The sequence below is a fragment of the Chryseobacterium aahli genome (assembly GCF_022699665.1).
GTDB lineage: Bacteria > Bacteroidota > Bacteroidia > Flavobacteriales > Weeksellaceae > Chryseobacterium > Chryseobacterium aahli.
In genome coordinates, this window is sequence record NZ_JALDNB010000014.1 from 94516 (window position 1) to 109353 (window position 14838).

Sequence of the window (14838 nt, forward strand, 5' to 3'; positions counted from 1 at the left end):
TCTTTTTTGAGATTCTTCATTTTGCTTTACTGCATTCAGAATGACAAACTAAGATTTCTAACAAATTATTTAATTGTAATTTTCCATAAATCTATTTATTTCATGTAAATCTTTTAAGTTCAATTTAAAGTATTCTCCTCTGACTCTCTTTTCTTTATATTTTCTATGTAATTCAGTTTCCACAGAACGTTGTGCTTTCCAACAAGCAATTCTAAAAATTTCTGGTTCTTTGGATTGTAAAGTTTTTTCTCTAAAAATTGGCTGTTTGCTAAAGCCGATCTTTATTAAAGAGGTTTCTTTATTTACCATTAAATAAATGTATTCACTTTTGTGCTCTGCATTAAAAATATTATAGTTGTTGTTGAAAATTGATCTTAAAAACTCAACTTTCGGAATCATTTCGATTACTTTAATTGATTTGTAAAATGTGTTTATGATAGTTCCCTCTTCCATCCACTCTTTCAATTCAAGATTCGTTATAGTAAAATGTTTATCCTTTTCTAATGCTGTTCTTAAATACTGTTGAAAGGTGTTAAAAGTGTCTATTTCTTTAATGAGTTTATATTTCGTTTCTAAAATTGAGCAGAATCTCAGTAAAATTAAAGCGTAAAATTTGCTATTGAGATTTATCCTAATAAGATCTCCTTCTGGTTTTTGGTTATAAGTTATATAAAATAATTCAATGATAATTTCTTCTTCATCAAATAATCTTACACCAAAACATTCCTGATTAATTCCAATAAGTACATTATTGATACTTCCATTTAAGTCGTCTTGGTTAAGTAAATGAATTAATTCTTCATTTAGTTCAAAATAGCCGTTATTAAATTCATCATTAATTATTTTTAATTCCTCCATGTTTTTTTCTTAAATTTAAAAATAAATCAGACAAATGGTCAATTTTTTTTAAGATTTATCCACATGATTTCCACCCACCCAAAAATAAAATTCCCCTCAAATTTGCCCACCCAATTTTTTAAAAGTAATTTTGTACGAATCTAAAATAAAAGTAAAATATGTCAACTTACGTAGTTGTAGGTCTTCAGTATGGAGATGAAGGTAAAGGAAAAATCACTGATGTTTTATCGGCAAAATCTGATTACGTTGTACGTTTCCAAGGAGGGGACAACGCTGGTCACACGGTTTATGTGGGTGAAGAGAAATTTGTTTTGCACCTTCTTCCTTCAGGAGTTTTGCAGTGTAAAGGAAAATGTATCATTGCCAATGGAGTAGTGGTAAATCCTAAATCTTTCATTAAAGAAGTGGGTCAGATCGAAAGCAAAGGCTTGAGAACAGATCACATCTTTATAAGCAGAAGAGCGCATGTCATCATGCCTTACCACATTCTTTTGGATACTTACCGTGAGGAAGAGCACGGAGGAACTCAGATCGGAACCACCAAAAAAGGAATCGGACCTTGCTATGAAGATAAAATTGCAAGAATCGGGATCAGAATGGTAGACCTTTTGAATCCTGAGATTTTAAGAGATAAAATTGAGAAAAACTTAAAAGTTAAAAACTCACTTTTCGAAAAATATTACGGAAAACCGACTTTAGACGTTGAAGAAATCTACAACGAATATTTAGAAATCGGAAAACAGCTTCAGGAAAGAATCGTTGATACTGAATTGGAGTTAAACGAAGCGATCAGAGACGGTAAAAACGTATTGTTTGAAGGAGCTCAGGCTTTGATGCTTGATATTGACTTTGGAACTTATCCTTACGTTACCTCATCTTCTCCGTCAACAGGAGGAGTTTGTACAGGAGCTGGTGTTCCGCCAACTTCATTGAAAAACCTGATTGGTGTTGCCAAAGCATATTGCACTAGAGTAGGAAACGGGCCTTTCCCTTCTGAATTGGACAATGAGTTAGGAGAAAGCATCAGACAGATCGGTGGTGAGTTTGGAGCGACTACAGGTAGACCAAGAAGAACAGGTTGGTTAGACCTTGTTTCTTTGAAGCACGCTTGTATGATAAACGGAATCAATAATTTAGTGATTACGAAACTAGACGTTCTTACAGGAATTGAAAACCTGAAAATCGTTACGCATTACAAAACTGAAGACGGAAAAATCATCGATTATTTCACTTCTTCAACAGAAAAATTATACAACTACGAGCCAATCTACCAAGATTTGCCGGGTTGGAAAGAAGATCTTACAAAAGTAAGAAGCTACGACGAACTTCCTGATACTGCTCAGGAATATATCGAGTTTATCGAAAAGTATTTAGGAATCAATGTTTACTTAGTTTCTGTAGGACCGGAAAGAAGCCAAAACATCATCAGAAAAGAATTATTCTAAGAAAATAATTTTTATATAAAAAAAAGAGACTGTCAACTGATAGTCTCTTTTTTTTGTTACAAATAATGGAACTCTTATAAATTATTTATTGCACATTACTTATTACTCATATTTTCGGGAGCTATTTCCCGCTGTCCACTATATCTTTTTTGTTTTTCCCAATGCTAATTTCCATCACCAAAAAACAAAAAAGGATGCCGTTCCCATCGGGGCTAGGGTTTTTGACATAGATTCAATGTTTCGTCATTGAATATTTTCTTTTTGTTCCTGCCTTGTACGGATCTGTAAGAAATTTTCCTCCCTTTAGGACTGGGCAAAAGAAAATTTCTTTTTGAAAAAACTCGAATGTCAAGAAATTCAATGTATCATGACTTATACAGTTCATCATCAATAAGTTCCAATTATTTGCAACCTCAAAATCCTATTCAATAAATAGTTAATTTTATAATTCATCATACATTTTAGCAAAATGATTCTGTTTTGATAAATTTTTGGCAAATATTTTGATATTGTTTCGATAATTAATTCAAAGAATATAGAAAACTAATAATCGCAATATATTAACAATTTTAATTTTTATCGTGATGAAACACCTACTAGAAAACCAGGAATTTCGACTGAATGAAATCCTATTTGAAAACCGTAACAAACAATACGGTGCTTATGTTTTAAGAAATGAATCAGACAGAATTCTAACGAAATCACTTTTTATAGGGGTGAGTCTTCTGGCAGCAATCTCTATTACGCCAATGATTATTTCGGCATTTAAAACAGTTGAACCAGTGACAGACGGCGGATTTGTACTTCCTCCACCAATGATTATTCCAGATGATCCTACTGTTAAACCACCTGCTGCAGTTGTGCCTCCTCAACCAGCTCCTGCTCCTGTGAAAACTTTTGATGATAGACTTCCTGAGCCGACAGCAAATCCTACCAACGAACAAGTTGTAGAAAAGATTGAAGGGGCGATTGCCGGAGTAAAAAACAATCCGGATGGTATAGTGGCACCACCAAATGTTCATGTGCCACCAACTACCATTCCTGGAACGGGACCAGTTATTAATCATGTGCAACCTCCAACAATTGAAGTTGTTAAAGATAAAAATGTTATTGAAATTGCTGCTATACCGGCGGATTTTGAAGGTGGTATTGATTCTTTTAGAAATAAAGTAATAAATAAATTTGATACTTCAGCATTTGAAGAGCAAAACAGCGTAGCCACAGTGGTTACATTTATTGTAGAAACCAACGGGACTATTTCAGATATCAAAACCAACGGAAAAGATGCATCTTTCAATGCAGAAGCAATAAGAAGCATCAAAGCTGTAAAAGGCAAATGGATTCCTGGTAAAAATAAAAAAGGGGAAGCGGTAAGAAGCTACTTTAAGTTTCCCATTTCCATGAAGTTCGATAATTAAGATTATTCAAAACAAATCTTTTCACTTATCCACAAAATACTATTTTTTGTGGATAATTTTTTTTATGTCTAAAATCCTTATTAACAATATTTTAACTCAACTTTCGTTTTAGTCGTTCCTTGAAAGCAGAGAAAAAAGTGTATTTTTGAAACTTAAAGTTCAAGCAATGGCAAAAATCATAGGTATCGCTAATCAAAAAGGGGGTGTAGGAAAAACTACTACCGCCGTCAATTTAGCCGCAGCATTAGGGGTATTAGAAAAGAAAATATTAATCATTGATGCAGATCCGCAGGCTAATGCGACGTCTGGTCTTGGGGTAGAAGAGGTTCAGTATTCTACATATAACCTTTTGGAACATAGTGTTGAGACGAGAAACTGTATCCAGAGAACGACAACTCCGAATTTAGATATTGTGCCTTCTCATATTGATTTGGTTGCCGCAGAAATTGAATTGGTAGACAAAGATAACCGTGAGTACATGCTGAAAAAGGCTTTAGCAACGGTTAGAGATGACTACGATTATATCATCATCGACTGTGCACCAAGTTTAGGTTTGATTACTGTAAACGCTTTAACAGCGGCAGATTCTGTAATTATCCCGATTCAGTGTGAATATTTTGCTTTGGAAGGTTTAGGGAAGCTTTTGAACACCATCAAAAACGTTCAGAAAATTCATAATAAAGATTTAGATATCGAAGGTTTGTTGTTAACAATGTATGACAGCCGTTTAAGATTGTCAAATCAGGTTGTAGAAGAAGTACATGCTCACTTTCCGGAAATGGTTTTTGAAACCATCATCAGCAGAAATGTGAGATTGAGCGAAGCACCAAGTTTCGGTGAAAGTATCTTAAACTACGATGCAGAAAGCAAAGGAGCGATTCAATATCTTCAGTTAGCAGAAGAGGTTCTGTTGAAAAACGAAAATTTAGTAAAGAATTAAATAAAAGTTAAAAGCTGTAACACTGAACTCGTTGAAGTGCAAAAGCAAATAGCCATATGCAAAATATGAAAGACAAGAAAAGAGCGATGGGACGTGGTTTGGGTGCTATTTTGAGCGCTGAATCAAAGGCTACGGTAAATTCTGCAACGGATGAAGGAGCAGAAAACTTTGTAGGAAATATCATGGAAGTTTCTATTGAAGATATTTATCCTAATCCCACTCAGCCAAGAACTTATTTTGACGAAAAAGCATTAAATGAACTTGCGCAGTCGATTAAAAATCTTGGAGTAATTCAGCCGATTACTTTAAGAAAAGACGGTGAGAAGTTTGAAATCATATCCGGAGAAAGACGTTTCAGAGCAAGTAAAATTGCTGGTTTAACATCTGTTCCGGCCTATATTCGTTTGGTGAATGATCAGGAGCTATTGGAAATGGCTCTTGTTGAAAATATTCAGCGTGAAGATCTTGATTCTATCGAAATAGCATTGACTTACCAAAGGTTGATGGAAGAAATTGGGATGACTCAGGAAAATTTAAGCCAAAGAGTAGGGAAGGACAGAAGTACTATTACCAACTCAATAAGATTATTAAGACTAAATCCGGATATTCAAAATGCCATCAGAAGCGGTGAAATCTCTGCAGGACACGGTAGAGCCATCATCAGTCTTGAAAATGAAGAGCATCAGCAGGCTTTGTTTGAATTAATCATCAAAGAAAAACTGAATGTTCGTCAAACCGAGCAGGCAGCAATCGCATTTAAAAATCCAAAATCTCCGGCCGCTAAAAAAGCAAAGGTTGAACTTTCTAATAATTATAAGAGAGCGCAAAAAACAATTGCTGATATTCTTGAGGTAAAAGTGGAGATCAAAACAGTCGGAACCGGTAAAAAAGGGAAAATTGTTTTGGATTTTAAAAATGAAGATGAGCTGGAATATATTTTATCTCATATTAAATAGATGAAAAAAATCTTTTTCACACTTTTTTTATGTTTATCTGTGATTACTTTTTCACAGGTTACCCGCAACGATACCATCCGTCGGGAAACTGCTCCAATGGACAGTGTTTCTGTAAAAGAAACTCCCAAAACATCGGTTGTTGAAAGCATAGAAAAAGCAAATGCTCCGGCGAAAGTAATCGTTAAAAAACTCAATCCTACAAAAGCAGGTTTGTATTCTGCAGTTTTACCCGGATTAGGACAGTTTTATAATAAAAAATACTGGAAAATCCCTGTGGTTTGGGGAGCGGTGGGTGTAGGAGCAGGAATCGCAATCTGGAATCAAAACAGATACTTAGAATACAGAGAATATTACATCGCAAAGCTTAACGGAACTCCCAATGAATTTGTCGACAGCAATCCGAGATTAGATAAAATTGCTTTGGCTAATGCGCAGGACAGATCAAAGAGACAGAGAGATTACGCCATTGCGATTACCGGACTTATTTATATTTTAAACATCGTTGATGCTGTTGTTGATGCGCATTTGTATGAAGGTCGTAAAGATCCTGATTTGACGTTCACACCTGCCATTATTTATGATGAGTTCGGAAACAATCCGCCAAAAACAGGATTGAGTTTAAATTTCAAGTTTTAAAAACTTTTAGATATGAAAATAGCATTAGTTGGATATGGGAAAATGGGCAAAATCATTGATGAAATTGCCACAAAAAGAGGACACGAAGTTGTCGCCCGCTTAAAAGAAACTCCAACTGCTGAAAATTTGAATAATCCTGATGTTGTTATTGAATTTTCTTTACCCGAAGTAGCTTTTGACAATATTAAAGCGTGTCTGGAAAATAAAGTTCCTGTCATCTGCGGAACTACTGGTTGGTTAGAAAGAAAATCTGAGGTAGAAAATTTAGCCATAGAAAACGGAACCGCATTTTTATACGGTTCTAATTTCAGTTTAGGGGTTAATTTATTTTTTGCTTTAAACGAAAAGTTGGCAGATTTAATGAAAAGTGTGGATGAATATTCTTGCCAATTGGAAGAAATTCATCACATTCACAAATTAGATGCACCAAGCGGAACAGCAATTTCTTTAGCTGAAGGAATTTTCAAGAACAATCAGAAATATAATGCCTGGAAACTTGAAGAAACTCAGAATAAGCAATTGGGGATATTCGCCATCCGTGAAGATGAAGTACCGGGAACACATAGCGTTTTCTACAGAAGTGAAGTGGATGAAATCGAAATAAAACATACCGCATTCAACAGAAATGGTTTTGCGTTAGGCGCTGTCGTTGCTGCAGAATGGATTAAAGATAAAAAAGGAAATTTTACAATGAAAGACGTTTTGGGACTTTAATTTTGTAACAAAACCAGACTTTCGTAAACTAATCATAGAAATTTGTACTCATCATCAATTACTGATTACAAATTGCTCATTACTCATATTTGAAATTTATGAATTATTTTTTAACGTACACAGTTTATGTTCTCATTTTATCAGTATTGATGGGGATTTCCACTTGGAAGCTGTTCAAGAAAATGGGGTATAGTCCTTTATTGGCATTTGTTCCTTTTTACAATTATTTCATTATACTAAAAGAAACAAAACATCCGAAATGGTGGGCGATTTTATCCTATTTGCCAATCGTAGGACCAATCATGATGTCTGTTTTCCATATTTATTTAATGAAAAAATTTGGAAAAAGTCTTGTTCAGCATCAGGTTCTGACGGTTATTTTGCCTTTCATCTACATGGCGACTGTCAATTATTCTAAAGATGTAGAGCTGGAAGACGAGAATGATTTATACCTTACGGATGAAGAAAAAGCATCTAAGAAAAAAGATACATTTATAGGATCTATCACTTTTGCTGTCGTATTTGCTACTATTATTCACGTATTTTTCACGCAACCTTTCGGAATTCCCACAGGATCGATGGAGCGTACACTTTTGGTTGGAGATTTCCTTTTTGTCAATAAATGGAGCTACGGTTACAGATTACCGATGCGTCCTTTGGCGATCCCATTTTTACAAGGAACTATTCTTGATACAGGAGAAAAAGGAAACCCGAAAGATGATCCAAAATCTTATGTGGAAGCTGTGAAATTGCCTTACGAAAGAATTTTCCAGTTCAGCAAACCTCAGAAAACGGATATTGTAGTTTTTAATTATCCTCGAGATTCTGTACATGTTTCCCTTGACCGTGCTGATCCGTATGTGAAAAGATGTGTTGCTGTTGCTGGTGATACTTTCGAAATGCGTGACGGTAAAATGTTTATCAATGGTAAGCCTGAAGTATTTCTTGGTGATCAGGAGGTTCAGCACAGATATATTGTAAATACCGGAAGTCAGCTTGATATTCCAGGTTTATATAAAATTTTCGGATTTTTACCTGTTCAGGAAGGCCAAAATCAACAAGGTGGATTTGTGTATTATTTCCAGGGTCTGACTAAAAAGATGGCTGGCGAAATTAAAAAGCTTCCACAGGTGATTGATATGCAGGAGCATATTCAGCCAAAGGGCGAGTCTGCAGTTGCTTATCGTGATGAGGCCAAAATGAAAATTGATACCACTAATTCAATCTTCCCAATTAACAGCGGATGGAATCAGGATCAATACGGGCCTCTAAAGATTCCTAAAAAAGGGGATGTTGTAGCCATCAATGATAAAACTTTACCGGAATATCAGTGGATCATCAAAAACTACGAGCACAACACTCTTGAAAATAAAAATGGTAAAATTTTTATCAACGGAAAAGAAACCAATCAATATACGATTCAGCAGGATTACTACATGATGATTGGGGATAACAGAGACGCATCATTAGATGCAAGGTTCTTTGGTTTTGTTCCGGAAGAAAATATCGTTGGGAAACCAATGTTTACCTGGATGAGTGTGGAAGGAGCTTTCAAAGATTCGCAATCTTCTTACCAAGCCGACGGAATGAGAGTTCGTTGGGACAGAATGTTCAAAGCAACAAACACAGGAGAAGCCAATAAAACTTCTTATTGGTGGATTGCTGCTCTGATTCTTGTGCTTTTCTTTGGCTGGGAGTATATTGTTAAACTTTTTGGAAAGAAAAAAACAGAAGACGAATTATAACTAAATTTGTAAACTAAAATAAAATGAAGTATTTGAAAAAGTACTTCATTTTTATATATAATGATAATGAAGAACGTATTATTACCGGTATTTTATCTACCACCTATCTCATGGTTTTCAGTGTTTTTAGATCCTGAAAATGAAGTGACTTTTGAGCAATATGAAAGCTTTCCAAAACAGACCTATAGAAATAGAACCAATATCTATGGCGCAAATGGGAAACTATCCCTTGTTATTCCTATCAATCATACAGGGAAAAGAGAAATGAAGGATACTGAAATTTCTTACAGAGAAGATTGGTTAAAGATTCACTGGAGATCGATCAAAAATGTTTACCAAGGTTCGGCTTACTTTGAATATTATGAAGACAAATTTGAAGTGCTTTATGAGAAGAAAGAAAAATTCTTGCTAGATTTTAATTTAAAAAGTATCGACATCATTCAGAAAATACTAAAGACAGAAAAGGCACAATCTTTGAATCAAGAATATATCAAAAATCCGTCTGAGATTAATTTTCGTGAAAAATTTTCTACGAAAGTTGAAACACAATTTGAGATGGAAGAATATTATCAAACATTCACAGATAAATATGGTTTTTTGAAAGATTTATCAATTTTAGATCTTATATGTAACAAAGGGCCAGAATCTGTGACTTATCTTAAAAATATTAAATAATTCTAGTAAAATGAAGAAAATAGTATTAGCTGCTGTCTTTTTAGCAGGTTTTAGTTATTCTTATGCTCAAGGCGCAAAAGCGGCTGTTGATCCAAAAGAAGATAAAGATTTAATGACGTGGTATCATAAAGATTTTGCCACTTCTAAAGTATATGGTGTAAATACCGAAAATGCATACAAATATCTTGAATCAAAAGGTCTTAAACCTAAAACAGTTGTTGTAGGAGTTTTAGACAGTGGTGTTCAGGTTGATCATCCGGGATTGGTGAAAAATATTTGGTCAAACCCAAATGAAGTTCCCAACAACGGAAAAGATGATGACGGAAACGGATACATTGACGACGTTCACGGATGGAATTTCATCGGTGGTAAAAACGGAGACATTGGCGTAGATAATATGGAAGTAACAAGAGTTGTTGCTAAATACAAGCCAGTTTTCGAAGGCGATGACTCTGCAAAAAACAAAGCAAATCAAGCAAAAATGCCTGAAGAATTTGCAATGTACATGAAGTCTAAAGAGCTTTTTACTAAAAAGAGTGTAGACGCAAGTCAAAGTTTCAAGCAGTTTACCATGATTAATGAAGCAATTCCTTCTATGGTGAAGTTGCTTGGAGGGAAGCCTTTTACTAAAGAAAATCTTGCATTGGCAAAACCAGCAGACCAGAAAGAGTCTATGGGGTTACAAATTTTGAATAATTTGGTTCAAAATCCTGAATTAGCTGGTAAATCTCCTTCTGATGTCGAGGCGTTTTTAAACAAAGAAATTAAAAGTGCGCTAGATCATTTTGGTCCAATGGCTCAACAGTATGATCTTGCATTTGATCCTAGAGCAGAAATTGTAGGGGACAACTACGATGACTATTCTGAAAAAAAATATGGAAATAACCATTATCAAGGTCCGGATGCAGAGCATGGAACTCATGTTTCAGGTATTATTGCAGGTTTGCCACAAGGAAAGGAAGTGCAATATGGTGTAGCTTCAAAAGTGGCTAAAATCATGGTCGTAAGAACGGTTCCTAATGGTGACGAAAGAGATAAAGACGTTGCAAACGCCATCAGATATGCTGTAGATAATGGTGCTAAAGTTTTGAATATGAGCTTTGGTAAACCGGTTTCTCCGGGTAAAAATGTGGTTTGGGATGCATTCAAATATGCTGATGATAAAGGAGTTCTTTTAGTAAAAGCTGCTGGGAACGAAAACGAAGATGTTGCTGAGCATTTAGCATATCCTACCAATTTTAAAAATGTTACTGATGCGGCTCCTTTCGTAGATAACGTTTTGGTTGTCGGTGCAAGTACGAATAGAAATAATGAGTTGAGAGCTAGTTTCTCAAACTATAATAAAAATATGGTCAATGTATTTGCTCCAGGTGAAGAAATTTATTCTACAGTTCCAAATAATGAGTACAGTTACCAACAAGGAACTTCAATGGCTTCACCGGTAGTGGCAGGTGCTGCGGCAGTGTTATTGGCTTATATGCCAAATCTAAAACCAGCACAGATCATCGAAGCTTTAGTAAAAACAAGCAACGCAAGTACAGAAAATGAGTTTGGAGAAAAATCTCAGGCTGGTGGGGTAATCGATGTGAAAAAAGCAGCAGAATATGCTTTCAATAATTTCTACAACGGAAAAACTTCTTCAGTGAAAAAACCTGCAAAAGCTAAGAAAGCTGTAAGGAAATAATAATCAAATACTTATTTTATAATATTAATCAGAGCCCGATTTTTTCGGGCTTTTATTTTTTTAACAAATTTGTTTTGGCACGGTTTTTTGTAGTAACTTTATGAATAATAAACTAAAAGATAAAATCGCTTTTCGGTTTTATCTTACGTAAAAAAAAACATATGAAAAAGTTATTACTTGCGGGAATTTTGGGAACATCACTTTTTGCAGTGTCTTGTTCCACCGTTAAAAAAGGAGCAGATGCACAAAGCAACAGATCAGAATTTCTTAAAATGAAAGGAGATTTCCAAATTGTAAGCATCGATTACGACAAGCAATATAAAATCAAGCCTTTTGATGAAGGCGCAGATGCACAATGTTTCGTTGGAAGTCACTGGAGATTTATTCCAAATAACTATACAGGTGCATATACATTAAACGGCGGCGGAAATTGCCCTGCATTGACTCAGCCGATTAAATTTGAAGTAAAAGACGGCAACACCTTCTTATTCAAAAAAATTCAGGATGGAACAAAAGCTAAACAAAATACTGTAGGGTACACACTTAATGTAATCAATATGACAACAGATCAGTTTTCGTTAGAGCAAAATGTACCATTTGATGGCAGTACGATAAGAGTTGTTTACAACTTCGAAAGAGCTGGAATGAAATAATTTAACTATTTAAAATAAACATAATGAAATTTAATAAAACATATATAGGAGCATTTTTCTTATCATCAGCATTATTGCTTACAAGCTGTGAGGCTGTACAGAATTCTAATCACCAGCAAAGAGGTACCGCAGTAGGTGTTGCTTCCGGAGCTGTTATCGGTGGTGTTCTTGGGAACAATGTAGGTAAAGGTAAAAACGCAGCATTAGGTGCTGTTCTTGGAGGTATTATCGGTGGTGTTGCAGGTAATGTTATCGGTAATAAAATGGATAAGCAGGCTAAAGACATTAAAGAAACTTTACCTGGTGCTGAAGTAGAAAGAGTAGGTGACGGTATTAAAATCACGATGAATGAAAGCATTGTTACTTTCGCATTTGATTCTTCTGATCTTACATCATTAGCAAAAACAAACTTAGATAAGTTAACTCAGGTTTTAGTAAATAACCCTGACACAAACATCAATATTTACGGTCACACAGACAGTAAAGGTGCTGATGATTACAATCAAAAGCTTTCTGAAAGAAGAGCTAATTCTGTGAGATCTTATTTGATGTCAAAAGGAATTTCTTCAAACAGACTTTTCGCTTTAGGTGAAGGTGAAGCAATGCCGGTAGCATCAAATGATACAGACGCTGGTAGAGCTAAAAACAGAAGAGTAGAGTTTGCGATTACGGCAAACGAAAAAATGATTAATGACGCTAAGCAAGGGCAATAATCGTTAACATATAAATATTATCATAAAAGACCGCCTTGGCGGTTTTTTTTGTATTTTTAAACGGCATTTTTTTTTGGTTTAAAATCACTATTTTTGCAAACGAAATTACATAAATGAAAAAATATTTAAAACTGCTTCGTGTAGAGCAATGGGTGAAAAATCTATTTGTTTTTGTGCCCTTGTTTTTTTCGGGAAGTATTCAGAATGTAGACCTGCTTACAAAAAGTATCTTTGCATTTGTCATTTTCTCTCTGGCGGCGAGTGTTGTTTACATCCTGAATGACTACAACGATATTGAAGCAGATCGACAACATCCGGAAAAAAGAAGACGACCTCTCGCAAGCGGTGCGATCTCAAAAAGAAAAGCACTGACTATCCTTACAGGTTTGATTATTTTGGATATCGCTTTGATATTCTTTGCACAATTTAATTTCCATGAAAGTTTGTGGAAGTTTGCAGCCATTATCGGGATTTATTTTGTAATGAATCTTGCCTATACATTTAAACTGAAGCATGTTCCGATTATTGATATTTTCATCATTGCCACAGGATTTGTACTAAGAGTTCAGGCGGGCGGATACATCACCGGAATTTTTATTTCTCAGTGGGCAACTTTATTGACTTTCGTTTTAGCGTTGGTTCTAGCAATCGGAAAAAGACGTGGCGAGCTGATTAATGCTCAGGTTTCCGGAAAAACTAGAAGAGCGCTTGATGGTTACAATGTACAGTTTGCAGATATTGCACTTTCCATTTCGGTAACATTGGCGATTGTTTGTTATCTGATGTTTACATTATCTCCAGAAATTCAGCTTAAATTACATAAAGCCGTATTTTACACAGTAATTTTTGTTGTTTTCGCTTTTCTAAGATATTTACAACAAACTTTGGTCTACAACAGGACCGAATCTCCTACAAAAATTGTTTACAGAGACAGATATATTCAGGTTACATTATTATTATGGGTTGCCGCATTTTTAATTCTAATTTATTTTAAATAATGAAATTGCGCAGACTAAATAGTATAAACAATAATGAAAAATTTATGGTGATTGCATCTGAAACCAAAAAAAAAATTAATCACAGATGAAACCAAATTTCACACAAAAAGTTACAAATTGGGGCAACTTTCCAATCGTGGAAAAAGAAATGAGGTCTGAAGACAGCTTCGAAAAAATAAAAGAATTTGTACTTAATCACAATGAAGTTATTGCAAGAGGAAATGGCAGATGCTATGGTGACGCTTCTTTGGGCGAAAACATTTTCTCTACCAAAAAATTAAATAAATTTATCAACTTCGACCGTCTCAACGGAATTATCGAATGCGAATCCGGAGTTTTACTTTCCGAGGTTTTAGAAATTTCTGTGCCGCAGGGTTATTTTTTATACGTAACTCCGGGAACAAAATTTATTTCTGTAGGTGGCGCAATTGCGTCAGACGTTCATGGTAAAAATCATCATGCCGAAGGATGTTTTTCAGAATATGTTACCGAATTTAAATTAATGACCGAAAATGGTGATATTATCATCTGTTCACGAGAAGAAAATTCAGATAGATTTTGGGCAACCATCGGCGGAATGGGGCTCACCGGAATTATTCTTTCAGCAAAATTTAAGCTTAAAAATATTGAGACCGCTTACATTCGTCAGGAAAGCATCAAAGCAGAAAATTTAGATGAAATATTCAGACTTTTTGAAGAAAGTGAAAGCTGGACATATACAGTTGCTTGGATCGATTGTCTTCAGAAAGGGAAAAATATAGGAAGAAGTATTCTGATGCGCGGCGAACACGCCTTCAGACATGAACTGACAGGAAATGATGCTAAAAATCCTTTAGTTTTAAAGAAGAAATTCTCTCCGACAGTACCTTTTTATTTTCCGAATTTTGTCTTAAATGCTTTGACGGTGAAGATTTTTAATTTTCTTTATTATAAAAAGCAATCTAAAAAAGAGTTGAAGAATTTTATCGATTACGAAACATTTTTCTACCCTTTGGATGCCGTAACCGATTGGAATAAAATCTACGGAAAGTCAGGATTTATCCAATATCAAATGGTGATCCCAAAAGAAACGGGAAAAGAAGGAATGAAAAAAATCCTTGAAACCATTGCCAATAGCGGAAACGGTTCTTTCTTGGCGGTTTTAAAGCTTTTTGGAGAAAATAATCCTGAAGCATACAATTCTTTCCCGACCGAAGGCTATACTTTAGCTTTGGATTTTAAAGTGAATTCAAAACTGAAAAAATTGGTTGATCAGTTAGATCAGATCGTTCAGGAGTTTGGCGGAAGAATTTATTTAACGAAAGACAGTATGAGCAGATCTTCCCTTACAGATTATCTGAAAAATGTCAACAGTTCAAAATTTGTGTCTTTACAGCACAAAAGAATTTTAAATAATAAGTAGA

General features: G+C 34.9%; 14 protein-coding genes. 13 read left to right on the top strand and 1 reads right to left on the bottom strand.

Annotated features, from left to right (window positions below):
• Nucleotides 1-69: 69 nt before the first annotated feature.
• Nucleotides 70-858, bottom strand: a complete 789-nt coding sequence (locus MQX03_RS18340; RefSeq protein ID WP_242804773.1) for a GIY-YIG nuclease family protein — start codon at nt 856-858, stop codon at nt 70-72.
• A gap of 158 nt (nt 859-1016) precedes the next feature.
• On the opposite strand from MQX03_RS18340, the gene MQX03_RS18345 reads away from it, so the two are divergent.
• The 13 genes from MQX03_RS18345 to MQX03_RS18405 all read left to right on the top strand — a co-directional run bounded on the left by MQX03_RS18345 (nt 1017) and on the right by MQX03_RS18405 (nt 14837).
• The gene (locus MQX03_RS18345) at nt 1017-2303 is read left to right on the top strand and encodes an adenylosuccinate synthase (protein ID WP_242804775.1); all 1287 of its coding nucleotides are present in this window, start codon (nt 1017-1019) and stop codon (nt 2301-2303) included.
• Between the two features lie 584 nt (nt 2304-2887).
• Entirely contained in the window at nt 2888-3721 is an 834-nt protein-coding gene (locus MQX03_RS18350) for an energy transducer TonB (protein WP_242804777.1), read from the top strand.
• A gap of 166 nt (nt 3722-3887) precedes the next feature.
• Nucleotides 3888-4661 carry a ParA family protein gene (locus tag MQX03_RS18355; RefSeq protein ID WP_129536434.1) on the top strand — a complete coding sequence of 258 codons (774 nt, stop codon included), beginning with the start codon at nt 3888-3890 and terminating at the stop codon, nt 4659-4661.
• Between the two features lie 65 nt (nt 4662-4726).
• Nucleotides 4727-5617, top strand: a complete 891-nt coding sequence (locus MQX03_RS18360; RefSeq protein WP_129536435.1) for a ParB/RepB/Spo0J family partition protein — start codon at nt 4727-4729, stop codon at nt 5615-5617.
• Nucleotides 5618-6253, top strand: a complete 636-nt coding sequence (locus tag MQX03_RS18365) for a DUF5683 domain-containing protein (protein ID WP_242804778.1) — start codon at nt 5618-5620, stop codon at nt 6251-6253.
• 12 nt (nt 6254-6265) lie between these two features.
• A complete protein-coding gene (dapB, locus tag MQX03_RS18370) occupies nt 6266-6967 on the top strand; it encodes a 4-hydroxy-tetrahydrodipicolinate reductase (protein ID WP_242804780.1) in 702 nt (233 codons plus the stop codon).
• A 98-nt stretch (nt 6968-7065) separates the two neighbouring features.
• On the top strand, nt 7066-8712 hold the full coding sequence (gene lepB, locus MQX03_RS18375; protein WP_242804782.1) for a signal peptidase I: 1647 nt from the start codon (nt 7066-7068) through the stop codon (nt 8710-8712).
• Between the two features lie 66 nt (nt 8713-8778).
• The gene (locus MQX03_RS18380) at nt 8779-9387 is read left to right on the top strand and encodes a WbqC family protein (RefSeq protein ID WP_242804784.1); all 609 of its coding nucleotides are present in this window, start codon (nt 8779-8781) and stop codon (nt 9385-9387) included.
• A gap of 10 nt (nt 9388-9397) precedes the next feature.
• Complete coding sequence (locus tag MQX03_RS18385) at nt 9398-11071, top strand: S8 family serine peptidase (RefSeq protein WP_242804786.1); 1674 nt, start codon at nt 9398-9400, stop codon at nt 11069-11071.
• A gap of 161 nt (nt 11072-11232) precedes the next feature.
• The gene (locus MQX03_RS18390) at nt 11233-11724 is read left to right on the top strand and encodes a lipocalin family protein (protein WP_242804788.1); all 492 of its coding nucleotides are present in this window, start codon (nt 11233-11235) and stop codon (nt 11722-11724) included.
• Between the two features lie 23 nt (nt 11725-11747).
• Entirely contained in the window at nt 11748-12437 is a 690-nt protein-coding gene (locus MQX03_RS18395) for an OmpA family protein (protein WP_242804790.1), read from the top strand.
• A 113-nt stretch (nt 12438-12550) separates the two neighbouring features.
• Nucleotides 12551-13435 (top strand): decaprenyl-phosphate phosphoribosyltransferase, encoded by an 885-nt coding sequence (locus MQX03_RS18400; RefSeq protein ID WP_242804792.1) that lies wholly within the window; start codon nt 12551-12553, stop codon nt 13433-13435.
• Nucleotides 13436-13520: 85 nt separating this feature from the next.
• A complete protein-coding gene (locus tag MQX03_RS18405) occupies nt 13521-14837 on the top strand; it encodes an FAD-binding oxidoreductase (protein ID WP_242804794.1) in 1317 nt (438 codons plus the stop codon).
• Nucleotide 14838 lies beyond the last annotated feature (1 nt).

Bases quoted from the DNA above. Each gene is read 5' to 3' on its own strand.
- MQX03_RS18340 (WP_242804773.1), bottom strand. From the start codon at position 858: ATGGAGGAATTAAAAATAATTAATGATGAATTTAATAACGGCTATTTT.
- MQX03_RS18345 (WP_242804775.1), top strand. From the start codon at position 1,017: ATGTCAACTTACGTAGTTGTAGGTCTTCAGTATGGAGATGAAGGTAAA.
- MQX03_RS18350 (WP_242804777.1), top strand. From the start codon at position 2,888: ATGAAACACCTACTAGAAAACCAGGAATTTCGACTGAATGAAATCCTA.
- MQX03_RS18355 (WP_129536434.1), top strand. From the start codon at position 3,888: ATGGCAAAAATCATAGGTATCGCTAATCAAAAAGGGGGTGTAGGAAAA.
- MQX03_RS18360 (WP_129536435.1), top strand. From the start codon at position 4,727: ATGAAAGACAAGAAAAGAGCGATGGGACGTGGTTTGGGTGCTATTTTG.
- MQX03_RS18365 (WP_242804778.1), top strand. From the start codon at position 5,618: ATGAAAAAAATCTTTTTCACACTTTTTTTATGTTTATCTGTGATTACT.
- dapB (WP_242804780.1), top strand. From the start codon at position 6,266: ATGAAAATAGCATTAGTTGGATATGGGAAAATGGGCAAAATCATTGAT.
- lepB (WP_242804782.1), top strand. From the start codon at position 7,066: ATGAATTATTTTTTAACGTACACAGTTTATGTTCTCATTTTATCAGTA.
- MQX03_RS18380 (WP_242804784.1), top strand. From the start codon at position 8,779: ATGAAGAACGTATTATTACCGGTATTTTATCTACCACCTATCTCATGG.
- MQX03_RS18385 (WP_242804786.1), top strand. From the start codon at position 9,398: ATGAAGAAAATAGTATTAGCTGCTGTCTTTTTAGCAGGTTTTAGTTAT.
- MQX03_RS18390 (WP_242804788.1), top strand. From the start codon at position 11,233: ATGAAAAAGTTATTACTTGCGGGAATTTTGGGAACATCACTTTTTGCA.
- MQX03_RS18395 (WP_242804790.1), top strand. From the start codon at position 11,748: ATGAAATTTAATAAAACATATATAGGAGCATTTTTCTTATCATCAGCA.
- MQX03_RS18400 (WP_242804792.1), top strand. From the start codon at position 12,551: ATGAAAAAATATTTAAAACTGCTTCGTGTAGAGCAATGGGTGAAAAAT.
- MQX03_RS18405 (WP_242804794.1), top strand. From the start codon at position 13,521: ATGAAACCAAATTTCACACAAAAAGTTACAAATTGGGGCAACTTTCCA.